Below are 19,322 nucleotides of genomic sequence, written 5' to 3'. Positions count from 1 at the left end.
ATCTACCCCTTGTTAAGGTTTTCCTTCCTTTCAAACTCAATCCGATTTGTATAGCGGTAGTCATTATGGTTAGGACGGGGTGCAGGGGTGAAACCCCTGGCTGGGGGCTTCGCCCCCACTCCCTCTCTAATTCCAACGTCCTAACGCACCCGCGTAGAACTATATTCTAAAATACAGACATGATCGACCTGATGGGCAGTAGATCTGGAGTTTTTGGCTCCTGACTGCTCTGATGGACTCAGGTTTGGGAGTTTGCGCTGGAATAAGCGCGATCGCGAGGCTGCTAGTTCTCAACCTTCAGAATCGCACCCACCCCGGTAAAACCCCCTACAATTTTTATTTCATCCAAACTACTCCATCACTCCATTACTTCATTACTCATCCACCTCTAAAGCCCTCACCCATACCGCTTCTACCACTGCCTCTAAACCAGATTCACCTACTGGAATCAATGTCACCCGTCGCCCTGAACCACTGCAGGTAAGCTGGGCATGCAAATAGGCTGGGGGGCGGTAAGGCAACCGTTCAGCCCATTCGATCGCCACAATTCCTGGTTCAGCCTCAACCCCTTCCCAATAGGTTTCGGGATAAAGATCAGCCACCTCCGCCGAATTTAGCCGGTAAAGATCCAGGTGGTAAAGCGGCAATCGCCCGCCCAAATACTCATTGATCAGCGTAAACGTCGGGCTGTCAACCGCATCTGGAATTCCTAAACCCTGCCCAATTCCTTGCACCAGCGTTGTTTTACCACTACCTAAATTACCCTCCAACAGAACCACAGTTCCAGCCGGAAGCACCCGCCCCAATTGCACTCCTAATTGCCGGGTAGCTTCCGCATCTGGGAGAAAAAGGATTCTGGGTGGAGGAGGATTTCTCATTCTAAGAAAGGAAAATATAGCGGTCGTGATTGTGGTCAGGACGGGGGGCAGGAGTTCCACCCCTGGCTGGGAGCGGTGCCCCCCCTTAAGCCCAATGTCCTGACGCGTTTGTGTAGAGCAATACCAGAGGTGCAGTTGTTAGTTGCTTAGAACTGGTTGCTTAGAAAGTGACAGACAGCAGGCACAAGAAGAGAGAATTGCCCATTGCCCGTCGCCTCTGCTCCTACCTTTTGCCTTGCTATTTCACAACTCCTTCTACCCGGCTATACCAGCGCAGTAAAACTCTCGCCAGAGCGATGGGATCATGGCGAATTAAGCCTGTTTGCTCATCTTCGTGCATCACGTCTGCCAGGATGGCGCGGCGGCCCAAACGGGTCAATACATCCCGGTCAAGGGGAACAGGGTTGGAGTTTTCTTGAGCATAACGAATCAGGGCTCTGGCTGAGGGTACTTTTTTCTGCACCAATACGGCTTCAAACAACTTTTTGCCGCAGGCTTTGTCGATCGCCCGGATGTGATCCCCGACGCTGTACCCTTCCGTTTCGCCTTCCTGAGTCATGATATTGCAGACGTAAATGCGAGGGACATCTCGCTGGGCGATCGCTTCAGTAATCTCCGGCACCAGTAGATTGGGAATAATACTGGTATAGAGGCTACCTGGGCCAATGATAATGAAATCAGCTTCCCGAATTGCCTTGACCGCCTTCGGCAAAGCAGGAGGGTTGGCTGGAGTGCAGCCGATTCGCACGATCTTTCCCTTCGCTTCGGTAATACTGGACTCGCCTTCAATTCGACGTCCATCCGCCAGTTCTGCCCAGAGGCGAACATCGGTCAGGGTTGCTGGCAACACCTGCCCCCGCACTGCCAATACTTGGGAACTTGCGGCGATCGCCTGCTCCAGATCCCCAGTCACCTCACTCATAGCAGTCAAAAACAGGTTGCCAAAACTGTGCCCAACCAGCCCATCCCCGGCCCGGAAACGGTACTGAAATAGCTCAGTCACTAACCGTTCCTCATCAGCCAGAGCTGCCAGACAGTTGCGGATATCGCCCGGTGGTAGCACTCCAATCTCTCGCCGTAACCGACCTGAAGAGCCACCATCATCAGCAACGGTGACAATTGCTGTGATATTCGCACTGTATTCCTTTAAGCCCCGTAACAGGTTAGAAAGCCCTGTTCCACCTCCAACCACCACAATCCGAGGGCCACGGTGCAGTCGCCGATGGGCTAATAGCAAATCCACCAACTCTTCATCTCGGTCGGGCATCAACACTTCGGTGATGGAACCTAGGGTGCGGGTTTGCCCCCACCAGACTAACAACAGTCCGGTTGCGATCGCTAGCGGACCACTGACATGGCTGGGAAGCACATCGGTAATGGTTTGAAGAACATCCCCAATGAACTGGGTGATGTAGTAGACCGGGGTACGCTTCATCCAGATCGCAAGCCCCAGAAATGTCAACATCACACCGCTGGCGCTCAACAGCAGCCAACGCTTCACCAACAACCCGGGAGACAGCCACTTGAACCACTGGTTCACCCGGTTAGGAGTGCGGTATAGCGACTCTTGCCGAAGTACATGAAGCGCGTGTTTCAGTAAACCGATTGTCATGGTTAGGCACAAACAGGGACTGAGGGAAGGGTTTGCCCGTAGATAGGATTGCTACAGCAGCAGAATAACCCAAGTTCTTCATTTCAATTCAACGAACTGAAATATGAATCGGTCGAGGTATAAAACTCTCTGATGCGAATACGTTTGGACGCTACAGGTCTCAATGAGATGCCCTGATTAACCATACCATCCGCATTTTGGAGAGTCAGGAACCCCGAGTTAGAATTCCTAAAGATTTTACTGATCGGTCTAAAAATCAGGCCGTTTGATTGCATTAGCTAAGTGTGAGACGAGCCAGGCACAACAAGTAAATTGAGCGCTGCTAAAACTGAATTATTGGTCAAGTAAAACCCAGGAAATTCTATCCCATTCCTTTCAAAATCTTCACTACATTAAGCGTGCTGACGATCATTCAGTGTTAAAGAATGGTGTAGGATACCGCTTTATATTCCCCCAAGGCCTATGAAGTAACGTCTACAGACTTTGGTAAGGTATAGATTTCGGCATTTGTTAATCCTGGAGAGAAGAGAGGGTGTACAGCGGCGATCGCCCTCATTGCGTACGAACGATCCACTGCTCTATACATAACCTGTAAACCCCACCCACTCCCTGTAGACATTCCAAGCAGAGATGTTTGTTTTCCAAGATTTAGACTGGTGGTTAGGCTGTCCCCATTGCTAATGGCTGAACCGTTGATTGAACTTAAGGGAATCTCCAAAGCCTTTGGCAGCAACGTTGTGCTGGATAATGTTGACCTGACCATTTATCGGGGAGAAGCACTGGGCATTATTGGTCCGTCAGGCACCGGTAAATCAACCATTCTGCGAATTATTGCTGGGTTGCTGGCCCCTGACTCAGGGGAAGTGTATGTCCAGGGGCAGCGGCGGCAAGGGTTGATTGATGACTCAGAAGACCCGATTGGAATTGGAATGGTATTCCAGCAAGCAGCCTTGTTCGATTCCTTGACGGTGGATGAGAATGTTGGTTTTTTACTCTATCAGCACTCCAAATTGCCCCGCCAGCGAATTCGGGAACTGGTAGAGCAACGGCTAGAAATGGTGGGGCTATCCGGCATTAGCGATCGCTTCCCGGCAGAGCTTTCGGGTGGTATGCGAAAGCGGGTCAGCTTTGCCCGGGCAATTATGTCCAACCCCGATAATCCCAAAGACACCCCTGAAGTGCTGCTCTATGATGAACCAACTGCGGGCCTTGACCCCATCGCCTCAACGGTGATTGAAGACCTGATCCGCCAGCTCCAGCACATCCCTGTTGGATGTAGCACCTACGTCATGGTCACGCACCAGGAAAGCACCATCCGCCGTACAACGGATCGGGTTGTCTTTCTCTATCAAGGAAAGGTGCAGTGGGAGGGATCCGTTGACGCAATTGACTCTACAGATAACCCCTTGATTCGGCAATTTTTTAGTGGGAAGGTTGAAGGACCCATTCAAGTGATTGGCTAAGGCACGATTGGGAGTATCTTGAGGAATTGACAACTCAATCACTGCCAATTTTGTCTGATGACAACCAGAAGCTGTGAGGAATATGATGCGATCGCGAACAATTCGGGAGGGCTCCGTAGGGTTGTTGATTCTGGTAGGGCTCGGTCTTTTTGCCGGGCTTATCCTGTGGTTACGGGGACTGACCCTGGGTCAACGTAGCTACAAGGTCATCATCGAATTTGCCAATATTGCAGGCTTAGAAGTGGGAGCTCCCGTTCGATACCGGGGTCTCAATGTTGGCAAAATTACGGAAACCCGACCCGGTCCCAATGGGGTTGAGGTTGAGGTGGAAATTGCTCCAGCCGATCTAATCATTCCCAGAAATGTCGTTGTAGAAGCCAGCCAGTCAGGGCTTTTAGGCAGTACATTCATTCAAATCAATCCCACAAAGCCCCTCGCAACCACCGCTGTCGCCAAACCCCTTGACCCCAAGTGTGACAGCAATCTGATTGTGTGCCACGAAGATCGTCTACCTGGCCAGGTGGGGGTCAGCGTGGATGAATTGATCCGGGCTTCTACTCGTTTTGCCGACGTATACAGCGATCCAAAATTCTTTGAGAATGTGAATGCTGTTGCCAGAAACACTGCTGAGGCTGCATTAGAGGTGGCTAAACTGAGCCGCGAGTTCGGTGCTACTGCCAAAGTTGCCAAGCAAGAAATTTCCACCTTTTCTGGGGCCGCCCAGTCTGTATCCGAAACCGCAGGCAAGCTGGGACTGACAGCCGATGAAATTAACGCCCTGCTGGTCAGCAACCGGGCAACCCTGGTCAGTACGCTAGATAATATCAATCAGATCACAGCCCAGTTACGCACGACAACCACCAATCTGGATCCCCTTGTCAGCCGGATTCAGCAGGGGCGGCTGCTGCAAAATCTGGAAATTTTGGCAGCGAATGCGGCAGAAGCCTCTGCTAGCCTGCGAGATGTTTCAAAGGCACTCAATAGTCCCGCCAACGTTTTAGCCCTGCAACAAACCCTTGACTCTGCCAGAGCGACTTTTCTCAATGCCCAAAAAATCACATCCGATCTGGATGAACTGACCGGAGACCCTGCGTTTCGGGAAAACTTGAGGAGGCTGGTGAACGGGTTAAGCCAATTGGTTTCCTCGACTCAGCAGTTGCATCAGCAGGCTCACTATGCTCAGTTTTTAGCACCGATGGCCGCGATCGCTACCGAGCTCGACTCAACTTCCCCTGCTTCAGAAAAGCCCACCAGTAAAGCCAGGACTCCTACGCCTGAGCCCAATGCCACCCCCCTCTAACCCCTTAGAAACTAGGGAATGAAGGAGTGAAGGAGCTAAATCCTTTCCCCTCTTCCCCCATCAACTCTTCTTTATAACTGTCGCCAGGTTGCTTAGGACATTGGTTTTAAGAGGGTGTGGGGCTTTGCCCCAGCCAGGGGTTCCACCCTTGCACCCTGTCCTGAGCCTGGTGGCTACCGCTATATTTCTTTACCCCACCACCTTTCCTCTTTTGGCTCCTGCCTTCTGACTCCCGACTCCTGACTCCTGACTCCTGCTACTTCCCCCTTCCCCCCCCTCTAACTCCAATCCTCCCGCTGCGTTCCGCGCCCTTTATAGACCTGGGTTGTGGCATGGATCTGACGGGTTTTTTTCGTGTAGCATCTCTTCGGTCAGATTCCACCGTTTGAGAATTTTGTTCAAATCTGTCTGAATATCTCTGGCACCAGGGAAACCGTGATAGCGGATTCGCAGGCGTGCCAGTTCTGCCAGGTTGTAGTCGGTAGGCTCTCCTGCCAGCAGAGTGTTGACGATCTGACGATCGCTACTCCAGAGAGGATGCTGTTGGTCTTTCTTCTCAAACTCCTCAGCCATTTTGAACCTCTTTAAGCAAAGGCTTAACTTCCGGCTAGTATCCTAACAGTCAATGCTAGGGAGCGATCGCTTATCCTGTAATTTTTGTTTACAATGTGGATATTTTGGACAAACCCTGATATCGTTGCACTGGATTATTCCAATCAAAATTCTTACCTGGAGCTAATAGTCCGTCAGGATAGATTTGAGGGTAGCCCAAGTCTATAAAATTGATTTTCGGGGTGTTTTAAGAGTTTTCAACCCCTCAAAACAGTCTTGACAGACCCGTAGGTTCATTTGGCAATGAGGATTGTGGGAGCTTCATTGGCAGAGACAGCGAGAGGAGTTGATGAAAAGCTAATGTCCAATGCGTACAAGTCCCAAACTCGTTCTCGGCGTTCTTCTTCACGCTGTCCTCCGCTTTATCCGATACCGGGCCAATCGAGTTCTGTTCGCAGTATCCGGCAAGCCCCTCGAACGGCCCCAACTCGCTCAGGGCCGCTTCCCTTCCCTACGAACTATTCGGGTTCGACTGTGCGGCGTTTGCCAGTATCACAACCAATGCCGTTGTGGCTACGATGGCTGATTGGTCTACACCGAGGTTCCGTCATTGTGGTGTTTTTGCTGGCGATCGCAACCCTAATTGTTTATAGCAGCACAGTTTATACTCAGCACCTCTGGAGCCGGGACTATCACAAGCTGAAGGGGTTGCAGCGACAAGAACGGGAAATGATTGCCGCCCGTGAAAATATGCGAAATTACATTGCCAGGCAGGCAGAACGGCCCGGTGCAGGGTTGATTAGCAAAACCTCCGCCAGCACAATCTTTTTACAGCCTGCTCCCAAGCGCCGTGGGCAGCCAATCAAGCCGCCAGTTCCCCTGGTAGAACCCCAGCCCAATAAGCCATTGAGCTACTAAATTGAGCTACTAATTTGAAAATAGCCAACTGCTAACAGCGAGTAGCTTATTTTCATTCGCAGCACCGTATGCAATTCATCGTCGCTAGTACAGCACGGCAGGAATACGGATACCATTCTGGCTCCCTCTAATGCCCACTCCCCAACCCAATGCTTACTGGACTTATGCCATCGTCCACTAATTCCCTTCCGTCTAGCTATGGGTAGTCGCTCTCGCTCTCTTCACTCTCATCGCAGTCGTCGGCTTTCGGTTGCAGGCAGTCGATTCCGGCAGAGATTATCCATCTCCAAAGCAGAACCCTCTCCCCTCAGGCTGATGCTTGTTTGGGGAACTTTAGTCGCAAGCGCAGGGGGGCTGGCTCTGAATCTATTTCGGCTTCAGGTGGTGCAGGCTCCTGAGCTTCAACGAAAGGCGCGGGACCAGCAAATGGTTTATCTGCGTCCGTTTGTTCCTCGCAGACAAATTATTGACCGCACTGGAGCCGTCCTGGCTCTGGATCGTCCGGTCTACACCCTCTTTGCCCATCCCAAACTCTTTAAACAATCGAAAGAAGAAATTGCGGCTAAACTTGCGCCTGTTCTCAATCTATCAGTCGATAAGTTAATCAAAAAGTTGGGTGAAGGGGAAAGTGGCATTCGCATCCAAAATTCTTTGTCTGAAAATATTGGCGATCGCATTACCAGCCTTCGTATTGACGGGCTCGAACTGATTCAGCATCAACAGCGCTTTTATCCTCAGCAAGACCTGACGGCGGATGTTGTCGGCTATGTCAACGATGACCAAAAAGGGCAGGCGGGAATCGAACTGAGCCAGCAAAACTTATTAGAACGAAGAGCCAAAGATGTGATACTACGCCGAACTGGGGATGGTTCATTCCTACCCGATGATGTACCATCCGGTTTCTTAAACATGGATGCGTTGCAATTACAGCTAACCATCGACAATCGGCTGCAACGAGCTGGTTTAAACGCCCTCCGGCAACAAATCAAGCAGTTCAATGCCAAGCGCGGCGCTGTGATTGTTATGGATGCATGGGATGGTTCCCTCCTGTCTCTGGTCACCGCCCCGTCCTACGATCCCAACCTTTACTACAAGTACCCGGTAGAACGGTTCAAAAATTGGGCCATTACCGATCTCTATGAACCCGGATCAACCTTTAAGCCCATTAATGTCGCGATCGCGCTGGAGGATGGTGCAATCAAATCCAACAGCATGTTTTACGACGAAGGGCAAATTACTATCGCTGGCTGGCCGATCCAAAACTACGACTTTTCCACCTCTGGCGGCAGAGGAACCATTAGCGTCACCGACATTATCAAATTCTCCAGCAACGTCGGCATGGTGCATATCATCCAGCAAATTAAGCCTGTCACTTACTACCGCTGGCTAAAGCGCCTCGGCATAGGTGAACTCACCGGAATTGACCTGCCTTCCGAATCACCGGGTCAATTTAAGGACAGCGATACCTTTATCAACTCCTCTATAGAGCGGGCAACCGCAGCCTTTGGTCAGGGTTTCTCACTTACTCCTATCCAACTGGCTCAGTTACATTCCTCCCTGGCAAATGGTGGCAAAATCGTTACCCCCCATGTAATTCGGGGATTGTTTGATGCCAATGGACAACTCTACTGGCAACCCAACCTCCCGGCCCCCCGCCCCATCTTTTCTAGAGCCAACACTCAAGCGGTTCTGGCCATGATGGAAACCGTTGTGACAGATGGCACCGGCAAGAGCGCTCAAATTCCGGGCTACCGAATTGGCGGTAAAACAGGAACGGCTCAGAAAGCAAATCCCAATGGCGGCTATCTCGAAAATGCTAAAATCACGAGCTTCGTTGGCGTTTTTCCATTAGACTCACCTCGCTATGTTGTGGTTGCCGTTGTTGATGAGCCCCAGGGAAGTGACGCCTTTGGTTCAACGGTTGCCGCACCCATCGTTAAATCGGTTATCGAAACACTGATCGCCCTGGAGAAGGTTTCACCCAGCACCAAAGTCGTTTCGCCTAGCCCCTCGCCCAGCCCAGAACCGGAAACGGAAGAGACTCCCTGAGGAGGTGATGAGGTGTATGGGTTCTACTCATCTACCCTCTCTCTCCTTTTCCCTTCTAGTAGCGCATCCAGCTTAATTTGTTGAGTAAGTCAATCGCTTAATTTGCTTCTGAGACTGCTTTCACTAGATTTGATAAACCCAATGCCTTAGGCTTGCTGCGCTACTAGTGGTTCACCAGAGGAACTTTGCCGGGTTATCTAAACCCAGAAAAACCAATTTACAGGGTTTTGAAGGATTGCAAACCCTTTAAAATCTGCCTGGCAGACTACCAGGTAGAAAGTCAAATTTTCATCATTGATAGTGGGCACTACTCCTGACTCTCGACTCCTCACTCCATCACCCCTCCACTCCATCACCCCTCCACTCCAACCCCTTCCCCCATCACCCTGATCATTTCCAAAGGCAATCCATCCGCATCGGCAATGAAGGCCACTTCGTAAACGCGATCGCCAATCATTTGCTGTTCTGGCTCTAGCAATACTTTTAAGGGCTGTATCTGGTCGGGATATTCCTGGCTGGCAATTGTGAAGCGATCGCCCAGTTCTTTTAACCAGGTGGGTAGGTCGTCGGTCACGGAGGTGAGATCAAAAGAGAGATGGTAGTAGCCGACGTAGCGTTCATCCCCAAAGGCATCAGGGGCAGGTTTGGGGTGTGGAATTTGAATCAGCTCAATCCGTCCGCCCCACCCTTCCATCCAGCAGGCCAGGGTGTAGCCCGTGGTAAAGCGTTCTCGCATTTCAAATCCAAGCTGTTCATAGAATGCGATCGCCCGATGAATGTTAGCTGTGCGAATTGAGACATGATGCATAATGTGATCTCCCCTTGTCCCCTGCTATATAGTCTAAATTCATTAGACCCAGGGAGTTGTCATGCATCGAGTTATGAAGCTGTTGTTTATTCGCCATGCTCAGTCAACCGGGAACGTGGAGAAGCGAATGCAGGGGCATGGAGACTTTGCTCTATCAGAAACTGGCAAGCAACAAACAGAAAAGCTTGCCCGTAGCCTTCTGGCGGAAGGCTGGTTTCCCTCCCATGTGTACAGCAGTCCTCTCAAACGAGCCGTTGAGACGACTCAAATTTTGTTGGATCATTTTCTGGCAGCTCCCCTTCCTGCCGCTGTTAGTGATTTGATTGATGGGGCAGCCACCCCAGTCGATTTGCCTGAAAATGAACCAGGTACCATTCCGGTAAGGTATGCCGAGGAGCTTAAGGAGTTTCAGAATGGTATTTTTCAAGGACTGACCTGGGCAGAAGCGATAGAGCGCTACCCGGCACTGTGCCACCAACTGGAAGCTTCTCCCGATTGGATTCCGATTCCCAATGCCGAAACGTTAAAGGATGCAAGAGAGCGGGCCAACCAATTTATTCAGCGGTTGATGAGCCAACATCGCAATGGCGATCACATCTGGATTATCACTCATAGCTGGATTTTACAGCACCTGGTTGCTGAACTGCTGGGGTGCGATCGCTCCTGGCGCTTGCGGGCTCAAAATACTGCCCTGTTTGAATTCTGGATTGATCAATCCCGCTGGCATCGCATAGACCAGAATCGATTTAATACAGACCTCTGGCAGGTGCGTCGATTCAACGATTGTCACCACCTGCAAACTTGAACTTGATCCCAACTTTGACATAAAGTGTAATGTCGACGATATTGCAACTGAGGCAAACGGTTCTCTCCATCCTGATACTCCGGGTCGCCAGCTAAAAGCAACCCTTCCCAGGGGGGGCGGTTAATCTCTCAAGCATGCAGTATGTTGGAGTATTCTGAAGCGAAGGCTTGATTCAGAAGTCGGGGTTCAGTTTGAAGCTACCAACCGGATTCAGAGATGAGCGACGAAGCAAACAATATCCTCAAACAAGCGAGCCAGGGAAGCGTTGCGGCGATTATCCAGGTACTGAATGAGAAACTCGCCGACTCTGGAGTTCGAACCCGTGCTGTTTTTGCCGACGGCGTCCTGCAACTACTGTGTGAAGCCGCCACCCTGGAACAACTGGAACAATCCGTTCTCGTTGAGCGTGTGCGGCAAATTTTGGAGGCGATCGCTCCTCGCAATATTCGTCGCGTCAACATCAACAGCCGTATTGTCCGCGAGCAACAACTCCTCTGGCTGGAGGAGATCAGCCGTGATCCCCAAAATCAATTGCTCTGGTCGGAAGAAATTACCCTGCGCAAACCCAACTTCTTTCAACAGTTTTTGACCGATTGGAAAACAAGCCGAGGGGAATCCACCAGAGCAGAATTACCCCGATTCTCTCCCCGTCGCCTGCGCGAACAAAAGCAATTCTGGCGTGGACTCACCGGAGGCGCAAGCTTGAGTCTACTGTTGCTTCTGGTAGGTTGGGCACTCTACCAAAAATTTGGCACTTCCGCCCTCAAGCAAACCCAGCTACACACAGGTCCCACAACTGCCTCCAGCCCCCCTGCCAGCCCAGTCAGTACCCCTGCGGTCTCCAGCAGCCCTTCTCCAGCACCCAATCCCCCAGTTTCCCAGGGAGATGCCTTTGTCAGAGCTGTAAGACTGGCGGAGCAGGCATCGCGGGCAGGGTTAAGCGCAAAATCTTCAGCCGAATGGCTAGAACTGGCTGCCCGCTGGCAACAAGCATCCGACTTGATGGCCAGCGTCCCTGACAAAGACCCTCGCTACCAGACTGCTCAAAATCGGGCCGTTGCCTACCAGAGAAACAGCGAAGCCGCCCTCCAACAAGCCGACAAGTACAAAGCCCAGCTTTCTGAAACTCCTGAACAGACAGACTTTTCTGAACAGAGCCAGTAGGATCTGTTACTCAATACTGACCCCCTGAACCGTCTTTGATCGCGATCGTGCGGCTACCGGAGCTTGCTGAATTTGCCGCTCCCTTACCCGATGGGGCTGGAAATGCTGTTGCCACAGGTCGGGCGCATCCAACGTTGCCCCTCCGTGCTGAGTCAGACGCTGGCGTACCTGGCATAGAACAGGCGTATTGACACAGGCTCCCGCAATGATTACCTGCCCTTTCGTTAAAGCAGGCAGTTCCTTCAACAAATCGCGTCCAGCGGCTTCCACCCCATACTTGAGGCTGTCCTGATCCACCGGGTTCACAATCCGCATAATAAACTGGCTCATGCATTGCGATAATACATCCGAGTCCAGCTTGCCGGGCCGTTGAGTAATCAGTCCAACCCCCAGGCCAAACTTACGTCCCTCGCTCAGAATCGTACGCAGGACAGCCTTACAGCGAGATGGCTCATGGGCAGGGGCAAAACGATGGGCTTCCTCCAGCAAAATAAAAACGGGGTAGGGCAGGTAGTTCTCATCCTCTGGGCCAATCAGTTCCTTCAGAGTATTCATGCGGGCCTGGTTAGCCTGTCGCAAAATGGCTGCACAAATTACCTGCTGCTCTTCCTGATTAATCTCATTCATTTGCACCACCGTGACCTGCCCTGGCTCAAACAGATCTCTGGGAGCCAGATGCTCCAAGGCATGGAAGTAGGGCGATCGCTCCATCCGCTCCAGCTTCCACTCCAGTGCTGGGGCAGAGGAACCTGATTTTTCGTTGCCATCCTCATCGGTCTGTCGGTCTGCCTCCCGCACAGCCGCCATCAAGTCCTGTACACCCCAGCGATATTCCCCAGAGCGATGCTTCCTCACCAGCGAAAAGGCTTTGCTGAGAATGGATTTCTGGCGCTCCGTCATCTCCGGTAGCAGAATCAAAATATCCGAGTAGTCCAGAGAAGATACCCGAATTCGGATGTCTTCCGGTTTCAAAACCTTGACCTTGGGGGCATAGCCATCTTCGGCCTTGAACAGGGGATGCCCCCGCATTTCTGTCAACGTTTCGTACTCGCCGTGGGGGTCAAAGATCAGCACGGCTGCCCGGTTACGGGGCAACAGTAGTTCCTCCACCAGTACTCCCGCCGTGTACGATTTTCCTGACCCGGTTCCCGCCAGAATAGCCATGTGGGTGCTAACCAGTTCTTTCACATCAAGGGCGATGGGAACAGCATTTTCTTCTCGCAATAGCAGTGAACCGATATGCGCCGAACCCACTTGTCCAGGCTGTTTCCGGTTCAGGACTCGCTTCAATAAAGCGTCGTCTGCCAGATACACCTTTGCTCCTGGATCAGGAGTCTGACGGGGATTTATAAAGCCCAAGCGAGCGTCAAAGTAACCCATGACGTCAACAGTAACTTCGTAGACTTCAGGGTTAGTGTAGGTAAACCCAACCAGGGCAGCGATCGCCTCTGGACTGATTTCTGTGTCCACAAAAATTCGATCCGGGAGATGGTCAATCAAACAGCGATTAGAGATCTTGCCCAAGATTTGGAGGGGCGATCGCGCTGTAGCCTTTTCTCCGCCAACTTCGTAGTAGACGAACTCGCCAATTTTGACGTTTCGATTATCCGCTGTGATGAACACATATTGATTACCATCCTCACCCGGCCCCTTGACCGTTCCAATCACATTGGCCGAACCTGTCGTTCCAGCCAACGGTAGTGAATCTATCTCCGAATCATCAACCTTCATGGGCAGTTTGCCTGAACAGTTCTTTTCTAACGGTTATAGCAGCTTCTTAAGTAAGCGCAGCTAGCAATCAAAACGGTAAATCATCGGCATGGAAAAGACTCAGTAAGCAGTGTCCCTTGCTAAAAATCCAGTCCAGATTTAATTTCAAGGTATTTCTGGGATATTTTCTATTCCCTAGAGTCGAGAAAATACGGATACTCTGGTGGTTTAAGCAGTGTAATCTAGAGCAAACTGGGCTGACTGACCTACCGGGTAAAAAAACTATTAGGCTTTATCTTAGGCTTTATCTACGTTTCCTGAAAATCTTCTGCTAGGGATCTAACTGATTCGGGAACTCTAAAAATTCAGGAACTCTAAAAATTAGACGTGTAGCCTTAAGCAAACAGCCAAAACAGACTGGAGTTCAGCAATTCACGGATGGGGAATAGGAGACAGTACTTTTTACTCACAGAACTTTTTACTCGGAGAGAGCTAACCCATTACTCGGAGTGGAATGCCTTAGATGTTGCCCAATTCCTCTATGTCTTCCTCTATATCTTCATTAATCCACACCATTGGCGAAAGCCCCCTCATTCCAGCCATGCGGCATAATGAAGACTTCACCAACCTCTGGCATCAAATTCTCCAGATCACTTTAGCGCATACTGATTTTAATTTAATCCTCGGCGAACTCGCAGCCTCCTTGGGGGAAGCTTTTCAGGTGGATGGTTGTATCCTTGCCTTCCCCAATGCTCAAGTCGCTTGTTGGCATTCTGGAAACTTCCAGCTCATTCCACGTTTGCAGGCGGCAGAGATGGCATTCAAAAATTTATCGACTCAATCAGTCGTGATTATCCCTGATGTTGCTACACCCCCAAAAGATAGCGCTGATGAATTGGCCTGGAAGTTTGACCAGATCTGGCAGGCGACTCTACAGGTAAAGCAGGCTTCTTTACCGGCCAAAGCCCTTCTTGGTGCCACGATCCAGTTTCAAGGGGAAACCAACGGGCTCATCAGCCTGATGAAATCACTTCCCTACCTGTGGACAGAGGCAGAAATTGAAGGATTGCAAATGGTATCACAACCGATAGCGATCGCCCTCTCCCAACTCCAGCTTCAGCAACAGCTCAACAAGCAGGTTAAATACCAGGCAGTTGTCAATCAGCTTACAATGGCAATTCGGAACTCATCGAACTTGCCTGAGATTCTACAGCTTGCCACCGAAGGCACAGCAAAAGTCCTTCAAGCTAAACGAGGGATGCTGCTTCAACTCAAATACTCAGATCCACTCTTTAAAAGCCGATTTCAGGAACACCTGCCCAAAATCCGGGCAACAGTTGTCTGTGAATGGTTGGGTGAACCAGATCCGAACCAGCGTGCCTGTATACCCGCCAGTGCCCTTCACCAGTCGTTTTGGGTGGCCGAATGCGCCCTTTGCCAGCACGTGGTGAACCATTCCAGCGGCCCCATTAGCGCGACAGATCGGCAGCATTTACCCAAATTGGACAATCACTCTGGTATTGCCCCCATCTTCAACCTGGAAGAGTTACCAGCCCTGCTGCTGTCTCCCCTGGAAAGTCAAGGAACCATTCTGGGCTTTCTCGTGTTTCAACACAGTTACCCCTATGTCTGGCAACCCGAAGAGATTGAACTCGTCGAGCTAGTCAGCGCTCAGGTCAGCACGGCCATCATTCAAACAGAAACCCTGCGGCAAGTTCAGGCGCTCGTCGAAAAGCGCACGGCAGAGCTACAGCAGAGCCTTTCGGTCCAGGCCAAGCTGTATGAGCGGACTCGTCAACAGCTAGAACAACTTCGTCGCCTGAACCAGTTGAAAGATGAATTTTTGAGCACCGTGAGCCATGAGTTGCGCACCCCCCCTGACCAGCATGACAATGGCGATCCGAATGCTGCGCCAGGTAGGACTTTCCAGCGATCGCAGTGCCCACTATCTCGACATTCTGGAGCAGCAATGTGCCCAGGAAACCAGCCTGATTAATGACCTTCTGGCACTTCAAGAACTGGAATCGAAGCAGGTTTCTATCCAGCTTGAAGAAATTGACCTCCAGGCTCTGATCCGCGATCTGGAAAGGTCATTCAACCAGCAATGGGCCGAGAAAGGGCTGAGCCTTGTCCTTGACCTTCCTCAGAAGACCCTTAAACTCAATAGCGATCGCGACAGCCTCAACCGTATTCTGCTTGAGTTATTAACCAATGCGGGTAAGTATTCTAATCCCAACAGTCCCGTCCACCTCAAAGTCACTCAACAATTCGACCAGCCTGTTAATAAAGTCATCCTGACCCTCACCAATACCGGACCTGGCATTTCTCCGACTGAGATCCCCTTCATTTTTGACAAATTCAGACGTTGCCAGGGGGCAACGCAAAACGCAATTCAGGGAACGGGATTAGGGCTGGCACTCGTAAAGTCATTGGTTCAACTGCTAAACGGGAGCATCACCGTCTCTAGCTGTCCGACCGAAAATATTCAATCCTGTGATACCAGCTTTATTCTTACCTTGCCTCAGTCATTCGATATTTCCGGGTCATTGCCTGGTTGAATAGATTTTTAATTAGGAAAGCCTGAATTGTCGAACCATCGGTATTTGACGGGTAGACTAGATTTAAACACCCATGGCAATGCTGAACCCTGCTGCAACATCTAAACCTCTGCGTTGGCAGCGCGCCCACTATTCTCCTCTGGCGCGCCAGATGGATGTATTCTTGTCGGCGGCCCAGCTCATGGTCTATCTCTGGTGGGACAGTGCAACCGCCCGGCGATCCTCCAAATATCGCAATCTGCGTGCACAGTGGCTGGTTGGAACCCTCCTGGAACTGGGCCCCACCTTCATCAAAATGGGGCAGGCATTGTCTACCCGTGCCGATCTACTGCCTATTGAATATATCAAAGCACTGGGACAACTCCAGGACCGGGTACCAGAATTTGATCCGGAGGTTGCGATCGCCATCGTCGAATCTGAACTGGGAAGCCCACTTTATAAGCTATACAAAGACTTTGATCCAAAGCCTATCGCTGCCGCCAGTCTAGGGCAGGTTCACAAAGCCCGCTTACACACTGGAGAGGATGTCGTCGTTAAAGTTCAGCGCCCCGGCTTAGAAAAACTGTTTGATTTAGATTTCAAAGTGCTACGTAAACTGCTTCGATTTTGCCAGCGCTACCTCCCCTGGACGAAGCAGTATAATCTGGACGCCATCTACCAGGAATTCGCCTACATCCTCTACCGAGAAATTGACTACATTCAGGAAGCAATTAATGCTGATCGCTTCCGCTACAACTTTCGACACCACCCCCGCATCATCGTGCCCAAAGTCTACCCTGACTACACCACAAAGCGGGTGTTAACCATGGACTACGTGCCAGGCATCAAAGTTAACGATCGCCGTAGCCTGGAAGCCTGTGGCATTAATTTTAAAGAAATTAACCAAATCGGGATCTGCTGTTACTTGAAACAGTTGCTTCAAGATGGCTTCTTTCAAGCAGACCCCCACCCTGGCAATATGGCAGTTAGCCAGGATGGCTGCCTTATCTTTTACGACTTCGGCATGATGGCAGAGGTGCAGTCCATTGACAAAGACCAGATGGTCAGAACGTTCTTCGCAGTCCTGCGTAAAGATGCAGACCAGGTCATTGACACTCTGATTACCATGGGGCTGATTGAACCCACCTCTGACATGATCCCCATCCGGAGGATCATGCGCTTCATTCTAGAAAGATTTACCGAAAAACCTGTCGAACTTCAAGCCTTCAACCAGATGCGGAATGAGGTTTACGCTTTGTTTGAGCAACAGCCGTTTCGCCTGCCAGCCAAAATGACCTTTATCTTAAAGGCACTCACGACTCTAGACGGCGTGGCGCGGGATCTGGATCCTCAGTATAACCTGCTAGCAGCGGCCAAACCCTTTGTCAAAAGCATCGCCACGACTAGAGGACAGGGCAACAGTCTGGGAGAACTGGCTAAACAAGCCAGGGAGTACATTGCCTACAAACTGCATCAACCTAATGCAGTCGAACGGGTAATTCAGCGGCTAGAGGAACGGTTAGAACAGGGTGAACTGGAGATCCGTGTGCGTTCTCTTGAAACGGAGCGAGCCCTGCGCAGCCTCAACTTGGCCCTGCGCAGCTTGATTTATGCTAGCCTGATGGGATTTGCATTGCTATCCGGCGTGGTGCTACTGGTGGGGAGCTATAAGACCTGGGCGATCGCTGCCTTCGTTCTGGCTGGGCTCAGCGTCCTGTTCCTGATCCGCTCCCTGATTGACCTGGCTATTCGAGATCGGTTCGATCGTCTGGCTGGCCGATAGCGTGGACTTGCCGGGTTTCCTGCACAGAGGTTGCCACGATACTTCCCAATTGCACCAGGCCTTTAGTGAGCCGCGCCATCCGTTGGGTATTGGCTTCTTGTTGGTCGGCAACTTGGTCTAAACTTTTCGCCTACTCGTTCGAGCCTTTCATCAATCCGCGCCATCCTTTCTTCGTGCTGTTTTAACCGAGTTTCGTGGTGTGGGATCGCCTCTTCAATGTTAGAGCTGTCGCCTGTTAGAGCTGTCACCAGGTTGCTCAGGACATTGGTTTTAAGGGGGGGTGGAGTCTGCGCCCCCAGCCAGGAGTTTCACCCCTGCACACCACCCTAAGCCTGGTAGCTATAAATCAACCAGATAAATCAGGCTTTCAAAAAACCAAAATAATAGAAAAAAAGTTAATAGAAAGAAGATTTAAGTCTCCTCTCTACAAAGTACTTCATGATACCCCCAGGGGAATTCGAATCCCCGTCGCCTCCGTGAAAGGGAGGTGTCCTAGGCCTCTAGACGATGGGGGCGCAATGGCCACTCGCGTATTAACCAGACCTTTATTAAGGTAACGAATGGGGTTACATCTTGTCAACTCAAAACTTCGAAAAGTCATAAGCCACCTCTATAGCTGGCCTGCTTCAGCAATTAAGATCTGATACAGACCTATGCCAAATCCCTGGAATTACGCAACCGAATCAACCGGCGCCGCATTTGAGGTGAAGCCTGGACTTCAGGAACTTCGTGGGCTTCCACCTCAATCTGGATTGGCTCCATATACTCATCTGAACCACAGGCAAAGGCTTCAATCAACATTTCAAGGAGCTTGTCGCGATCGCTCAAGACCCCTTTTTCCTCAATCAGCCTGAACTTGAGATGAATTTCACACTCATAAACGCCCACCTCAGTGTTTGCGGGTTGACATTCTAAATCGTGTTTCATTGGTGAAAGCAAACCTACCTGCACTACGAGAGAAAACGAATCACATTTGACGAGTTGCCGTTAGAAATTTTTCAACATCCAGTTAGCTGGGCTTTATGAAATTCCTCGTCTTAACTTAAAGCTAACATTTCCACAATTTGATCTAGATCCGCTAAATAGCTGAACCTAAAAACAAACAATTTTGAAGTCTTGTTTGTCCCCTTTAAAGAAGGTTTCTACCTTTACAAATAATCATGAAATTTTGAAATCGAGGGATATATTAGCTAATGAATAACACTGATTCCCTAAATTGGGAACCAAATCGAATAAATTTTTAGTGAGGAAAGATGAGTAGCATTTGAAGCAAAATTAAAGACTATTTCTGCAGATCTCAGTGAAGCTCTATCACCTCAGAGGCTGGATTCCATTAGAAATTTACTAGTAAGGCCACACATTTTCGGCTGAAGGTTTATTTTTTTACATCTTTTTTTACATCTTTACTGTGTAGGTACTTTCTTGTAGGCATTTGCATTATTTAGCATTGTCTTTAAATATTCATCCGTTAGCAAAGATAGCAATGGTTCTTCCACCACTTCAGGATACTGATTCAAGCTGACACCAGCACATATCTTCCAGATTTTGCTAGAGGATTGTACGGACATTTTGTTATTAACCGATACATCAACAGAATAATTTCTTGGAGAAGATTATTTGGATTTGCCCCGATTATTAGTGCTTAAACTATCGACTGATTGATTCAATCGTAGTCGATGAGAAAGTGCACCATAAAAGTGTGATCTTTATCACTCTGCAAGTTGTTGGCTGGTTTGAAATCAG

General features: G+C 50.2%; 15 protein-coding genes and 1 tRNA gene. 9 read left to right on the top strand and 7 right to left on the bottom strand.

Features of this window, described 5'->3' with window-relative positions; genetic code table 11:
* Positions 1–374 precede the first annotated feature (374 nt).
* Both tsaE and P4D80_RS19540 read right to left on the bottom strand, forming a co-directional pair.
* Complete coding sequence (tsaE, locus tag P4D80_RS19545; RefSeq protein ID WP_421655682.1) at positions 375–878, bottom strand: tRNA (adenosine(37)-N6)-threonylcarbamoyltransferase complex ATPase subunit type 1 TsaE; 504 nt, start codon at positions 876–878, stop codon at positions 375–377.
* A 238-nt stretch (positions 879–1,116) separates the two neighbouring features.
* Positions 1,117–2,490, bottom strand: a complete 1,374-nt coding sequence (locus P4D80_RS19540) for a gluconeogenesis factor YvcK family protein (RefSeq protein ID WP_421655681.1) — start codon at positions 2,488–2,490, stop codon at positions 1,117–1,119.
* A gap of 680 nt (positions 2,491–3,170) precedes the next feature.
* Between P4D80_RS19540 and P4D80_RS19535 the strand changes: the two genes are divergently transcribed.
* Together P4D80_RS19535 and P4D80_RS19530 are read left to right on the top strand one after the other, a co-directional pair.
* Positions 3,171–3,953: an ABC transporter ATP-binding protein gene (locus P4D80_RS19535; RefSeq protein ID WP_421655680.1), complete on the top strand. Its 783-nt coding sequence runs from the start codon at positions 3,171–3,173 to the stop codon at positions 3,951–3,953.
* A gap of 82 nt (positions 3,954–4,035) precedes the next feature.
* Positions 4,036–5,253 carry an MlaD family protein gene (locus P4D80_RS19530; protein ID WP_421655679.1) on the top strand — a complete coding sequence of 406 codons (1,218 nt, stop codon included), beginning with the start codon at positions 4,036–4,038 and terminating at the stop codon, positions 5,251–5,253.
* A gap of 312 nt (positions 5,254–5,565) precedes the next feature.
* Here the strand turns inward: P4D80_RS19530 and P4D80_RS19525 are convergent, their stop codons facing one another.
* Positions 5,566–5,826, bottom strand: coding sequence for a DUF3288 family protein (locus tag P4D80_RS19525; RefSeq protein WP_421655678.1), 261 nt, complete (start codon positions 5,824–5,826; stop codon positions 5,566–5,568).
* Positions 5,827–6,165: 339 nt separating this feature from the next.
* On the opposite strand from P4D80_RS19525, the gene P4D80_RS19520 reads away from it, so the two are divergent.
* Together P4D80_RS19520 and P4D80_RS19515 are read left to right on the top strand one after the other, a co-directional pair.
* Positions 6,166–6,723 carry a hypothetical protein gene (locus P4D80_RS19520; protein WP_421655677.1) on the top strand — a complete coding sequence of 186 codons (558 nt, stop codon included), beginning with the start codon at positions 6,166–6,168 and terminating at the stop codon, positions 6,721–6,723.
* A gap of 198 nt (positions 6,724–6,921) precedes the next feature.
* On the top strand, positions 6,922–8,772 hold the full coding sequence (locus P4D80_RS19515) for a peptidoglycan D,D-transpeptidase FtsI family protein (RefSeq protein WP_421655676.1): 1,851 nt from the start codon (positions 6,922–6,924) through the stop codon (positions 8,770–8,772).
* 352 nt (positions 8,773–9,124) lie between these two features.
* Here the strand turns inward: P4D80_RS19515 and P4D80_RS19510 are convergent, their stop codons facing one another.
* Positions 9,125–9,580 carry a VOC family protein gene (locus P4D80_RS19510; RefSeq protein WP_421655675.1) on the bottom strand — a complete coding sequence of 152 codons (456 nt, stop codon included), beginning with the start codon at positions 9,578–9,580 and terminating at the stop codon, positions 9,125–9,127.
* A 61-nt stretch (positions 9,581–9,641) separates the two neighbouring features.
* Here P4D80_RS19510 and P4D80_RS19505 point away from each other — a divergent pair, with 61 nt between their 5' ends.
* Positions 9,642–10,385 carry a histidine phosphatase family protein gene (locus P4D80_RS19505; protein ID WP_421655674.1) on the top strand — a complete coding sequence of 248 codons (744 nt, stop codon included), beginning with the start codon at positions 9,642–9,644 and terminating at the stop codon, positions 10,383–10,385.
* Positions 10,386–10,601: 216 nt separating this feature from the next.
* Entirely contained in the window at positions 10,602–11,549 is a 948-nt protein-coding gene (locus P4D80_RS19500; protein WP_421655673.1) for a hypothetical protein, read from the top strand.
* Between the two features lie 6 nt (positions 11,550–11,555).
* On the opposite strand, the gene P4D80_RS19495 is transcribed toward P4D80_RS19500, so the two are convergent.
* Positions 11,556–13,280 carry an ATP-binding protein gene (locus tag P4D80_RS19495; protein ID WP_421655672.1) on the bottom strand — a complete coding sequence of 575 codons (1,725 nt, stop codon included), beginning with the start codon at positions 13,278–13,280 and terminating at the stop codon, positions 11,556–11,558.
* A gap of 520 nt (positions 13,281–13,800) precedes the next feature.
* Here P4D80_RS19495 and P4D80_RS19490 point away from each other — a divergent pair.
* The 3 genes from P4D80_RS19490 (at position 13,801) to P4D80_RS19480 (ending at position 17,579) form a co-directional block, all read left to right on the top strand.
* Complete coding sequence (locus P4D80_RS19490; RefSeq protein WP_421655671.1) at positions 13,801–15,255, top strand: GAF domain-containing protein; 1,455 nt, start codon at positions 13,801–13,803, stop codon at positions 15,253–15,255.
* Positions 15,146–15,817 carry a sensor histidine kinase gene (locus P4D80_RS19485; RefSeq protein ID WP_421655670.1) on the top strand — a complete coding sequence of 224 codons (672 nt, stop codon included), beginning with the start codon at positions 15,146–15,148 and terminating at the stop codon, positions 15,815–15,817. Before P4D80_RS19490 ends, P4D80_RS19485 begins: the two co-directional genes overlap by 110 nt.
* A gap of 73 nt (positions 15,818–15,890) precedes the next feature.
* Positions 15,891–17,579: an ABC1 kinase family protein gene (locus P4D80_RS19480; protein WP_421655669.1), complete on the top strand. Its 1,689-nt coding sequence runs from the start codon at positions 15,891–15,893 to the stop codon at positions 17,577–17,579.
* Positions 17,580–18,021: 442 nt separating this feature from the next.
* Here P4D80_RS19480 and P4D80_RS19475 read toward each other — a convergent pair.
* Together P4D80_RS19475 and P4D80_RS19470 are read right to left on the bottom strand one after the other, a co-directional pair.
* Positions 18,022–18,094: transfer RNA gene (locus tag P4D80_RS19475), tRNA-Glu, on the bottom strand.
* A 136-nt stretch (positions 18,095–18,230) separates the two neighbouring features.
* Positions 18,231–18,506: an Npun_R1517 family heterocyst differentiation transcriptional regulator gene (locus P4D80_RS19470; protein ID WP_421655668.1), complete on the bottom strand. Its 276-nt coding sequence runs from the start codon at positions 18,504–18,506 to the stop codon at positions 18,231–18,233.
* Positions 18,507–19,322 lie beyond the last annotated feature (816 nt).

This window comes from Leptothermofonsia sp. ETS-13, assembly GCF_049200465.1.
Lineage (GTDB): Bacteria > Cyanobacteriota > Cyanobacteriia > Leptolyngbyales > Leptolyngbyaceae > Leptothermofonsia.
The sequence above is the reverse complement of the archived record's forward strand: the minus strand, read 5'-3'. Positions and strand labels throughout refer to the sequence as shown.

Excerpts from the sequence above, each read along its gene's own strand:
- P4D80_RS19500 (WP_421655673.1), top strand. The coding sequence starts at position 10,602 with ATGAGCGACGAAGCAAACAATATCCTCAAACAAGCGAGCCAGGGAAGC.
- P4D80_RS19490 (WP_421655671.1), top strand. The coding sequence starts at position 13,801 with ATGTCTTCCTCTATATCTTCATTAATCCACACCATTGGCGAAAGCCCC.
- P4D80_RS19510 (WP_421655675.1), bottom strand. The coding sequence starts at position 9,580 with ATGCATCATGTCTCAATTCGCACAGCTAACATTCATCGGGCGATCGCA.
- P4D80_RS19530 (WP_421655679.1), top strand. The coding sequence starts at position 4,036 with ATGATGCGATCGCGAACAATTCGGGAGGGCTCCGTAGGGTTGTTGATT.
- P4D80_RS19540 (WP_421655681.1), bottom strand. The coding sequence starts at position 2,490 with ATGACAATCGGTTTACTGAAACACGCGCTTCATGTACTTCGGCAAGAG.
- P4D80_RS19515 (WP_421655676.1), top strand. The coding sequence starts at position 6,922 with ATGGGTAGTCGCTCTCGCTCTCTTCACTCTCATCGCAGTCGTCGGCTT.
- P4D80_RS19495 (WP_421655672.1), bottom strand. The coding sequence starts at position 13,280 with ATGAAGGTTGATGATTCGGAGATAGATTCACTACCGTTGGCTGGAACG.
- P4D80_RS19535 (WP_421655680.1), top strand. The coding sequence starts at position 3,171 with ATGGCTGAACCGTTGATTGAACTTAAGGGAATCTCCAAAGCCTTTGGC.
- P4D80_RS19480 (WP_421655669.1), top strand. The coding sequence starts at position 15,891 with ATGGCAATGCTGAACCCTGCTGCAACATCTAAACCTCTGCGTTGGCAG.
- P4D80_RS19505 (WP_421655674.1), top strand. The coding sequence starts at position 9,642 with ATGCATCGAGTTATGAAGCTGTTGTTTATTCGCCATGCTCAGTCAACC.
- P4D80_RS19470 (WP_421655668.1), bottom strand. The coding sequence starts at position 18,506 with ATGAAACACGATTTAGAATGTCAACCCGCAAACACTGAGGTGGGCGTT.
- P4D80_RS19520 (WP_421655677.1), top strand. The coding sequence starts at position 6,166 with ATGTCCAATGCGTACAAGTCCCAAACTCGTTCTCGGCGTTCTTCTTCA.
- P4D80_RS19485 (WP_421655670.1), top strand. The coding sequence starts at position 15,146 with ATGACAATGGCGATCCGAATGCTGCGCCAGGTAGGACTTTCCAGCGAT.
- tsaE (WP_421655682.1), bottom strand. The coding sequence starts at position 878 with ATGAGAAATCCTCCTCCACCCAGAATCCTTTTTCTCCCAGATGCGGAA.
- P4D80_RS19525 (WP_421655678.1), bottom strand. The coding sequence starts at position 5,826 with ATGGCTGAGGAGTTTGAGAAGAAAGACCAACAGCATCCTCTCTGGAGT.